General features: G+C 71.6%; 2 protein-coding genes and 1 pseudogene. 2 read left to right on the top strand and 1 reads right to left on the bottom strand.

What is annotated here, in order from left to right; translation table 11 throughout:
• Positions 1-352: pseudogene (locus NM1_RS35825) on the bottom strand (hypothetical protein); the annotation flags it as partial.
• A gap of 210 nt (positions 353-562) precedes the next feature.
• Between NM1_RS35825 and NM1_RS35820 the strand changes: the two are divergent.
• Positions 563-1,024, top strand: coding sequence for a DUF3151 domain-containing protein (locus NM1_RS35820; protein WP_068030777.1), 462 nt, complete (start codon positions 563-565; stop codon positions 1,022-1,024).
• Between the two features lie 12 nt (positions 1,025-1,036).
• The gene (locus NM1_RS35815; RefSeq protein ID WP_246011519.1) at positions 1,037-2,188 is read left to right on the top strand and encodes an FUSC family protein; all 1,152 of its coding nucleotides are present in this window, start codon (positions 1,037-1,039) and stop codon (positions 2,186-2,188) included.
• The last annotated feature ends 8 nt before the right edge of the window (positions 2,189-2,196 follow it).

Here is a 2,196-nt window from a genome sequence, read left to right as displayed (position 1 = left end):
CCCCCGAGGCCTGGCCGGGACGCGCGGGCGAGGCGGCGCCGGGACGCGGCGGGATGGGCGGCTGCGGGGGCGGGGCCACCCCTGGCTTCGCGGCACCCGGATCCTTCCGGATGGCCTCCGTCTGCGCCGACGGGGAGACGATCGGCTCGGTCGGTCCGGCGGGGGCGCGCTCGGTCCGGTCGGCGGGGAGCTGGTCGCGGGAGATGCGCTGCGTCTTTCCGGCGTCGGATCCGCCCGCGTCCGGTCCGGTGCCGCCGGACGGCGGTGTACCGGGTGCAGGGCGCTGCTCGGCACCGGCGGACCCGGGCTGAGCCTGCCGTTCGGGCTTCTGATCGTCGTTCGGGTCGGACACGCGCTACCCCTCGCTCAACGTCAACAGTGAACTCGACGGTCAGCCTAATGGGCGCAGTCGGCCATAGCCGCCCTAAGCCCGCGCATGGCCGGAGTGAATACGGAAGTACGCGTGACGAGCATTTCGGGCGGCGGTGCACAATGCGGCGTCGACAGCCGATTTGTGCAACCACGTCGGGCTCCGGCAACGGCGACGTAGATAATGAACCGCATGACCTCCTTCGGCGATCTGCTCGGACCACAACCGGTACTGCTACCCGAAAACTCCGATGCGGAACAGGCCCTGCTGGACAACGAGGACCCGGTGCAGGTGGCCGCCGCCAACCCGACCGCATCGATCGCCTGGGCCCAGCTCGCCGACAACGCGCTGGCCCGCGCCCAGGCCGAGGGCGCCGAGGTCGAGGGCGCCGGTCAGGTGAGCCCCGACATCATTGCCGCCTACGCCTTCGCGCGCACCGGCTACCACCGCGGCCTGGACCTGCTGCGCCGCAACGGGTGGAAGGGCTTCGGCCCGGTGCCGTGGAGCCACGAGCCCAACCGCGGCTTCCTGCGCTGCGTCGGCGCGCTCGCGCGGGCCGCGCGAGTGATCGGCGAGGCCGACGAATACGCCCGCTGCCTGGACCTGCTCGAGGATTGCGATCCGCGGGCCGCAGCCGAACTCGGCCTGGACTGACCGCACATCGCATTGGCCAACGCGACATCGCTCAACATCGAGGCCGTCCGCGACAGCGGTAGGCAGCGCCTGCGCAACGCCCGGCAGCGGCTGCGCAAGTCCGCGCTCCCGATCGTCCAGTGCGCGGTCGGCGCGGCGCTGGCCTGGTTCCTCGCCCACCACGTGGTCGGCCACCCGCAGCCGTTCTTCGCCCCGATGGCGGCCGTCATCTCGATCGGCGTCTCGTTCGGGGCGCGGCTGCGGCGCTCGGTGGAGCTCGTCGCGGGGGTCGCGGTCGGCATCGGTATCGGCGACTTCTTCATCGCCCGCGTCGGGACCGGGCCGTGGCAGATCGCGCTGGTGGTGGCGGTTGCGATGGCGACCGCTGTCTTCCTCGACGGCGGCGCGATCATCCCCATGCAGGCGGCCAGCTCCGCGGTGCTGGTGGCGACGCTGATGCCACCGCACACCGGCGGCGGCGCCAACCGGATGATCGACGCCCTGATCGGTGGCATGGTCGGCATCGTGGTGGTGGCCGTCATCCCGCTGCATCCGGTGCGGCGCGCGCGCCAGCAGGCCGCCGACATTCTGTCGGTGATGGGCAAGGCGCTCACCGACTGCGCCGACGGGCTGCACGAGCAGGACTCCGAAAAGGTCAAGCTCGCACTGGAATCCGCCCGCGGCACGCAGTCGCAGATCGACGGGCTGCGCAGCGCGCTGGAGGGCGGCCGCGAGGTCAGCCGCATCTCGCCGCTGTACTGGAATTCGCGACGGCGGCTGGAGACCATCCGCACCGCCGCCGACCCGCTCGACAACGCCGTCCGCAACACCCGCGTGCTGCTGCGCCGCGCGCTGACCCTGGTGCGTGACGACGAGATCCTCGACCCGCGGATGGTCGACGAGGTGGAAGACCTGGGCAAGGCGGTGGACGTGGTGCGCCGCTACATGATCGCCGATCCGGGTGAACAGCCCGACGCCGCCGAGGCGACCCGGGTGCTGCGGCGAGTGGCCAAGGGGGCGACCAAGGATCTGGTGGACGGGTCGGGGTTGTCGGCGCACGTGGTGTTCGCTCAGCTGCGGTCCATCGTCGTTGACCTGATGCAGGTGTGCGGGGTCCGGCGGTTGTCGGCGATCGCGCTGCTGCCGCCGACCGTGGAGCATCCGTACGTGAAGCCGGAAGAATAGACGGCTGT

It is taken from the genome of Nocardia mexicana NBRC 108244, assembly GCF_001613165.1.
Taxonomy (GTDB): Bacteria; Actinomycetota; Actinomycetes; order Mycobacteriales; family Mycobacteriaceae; genus Nocardia; species Nocardia mexicana.
This window is presented reverse-complemented; position numbering and strand designations above follow the sequence as displayed.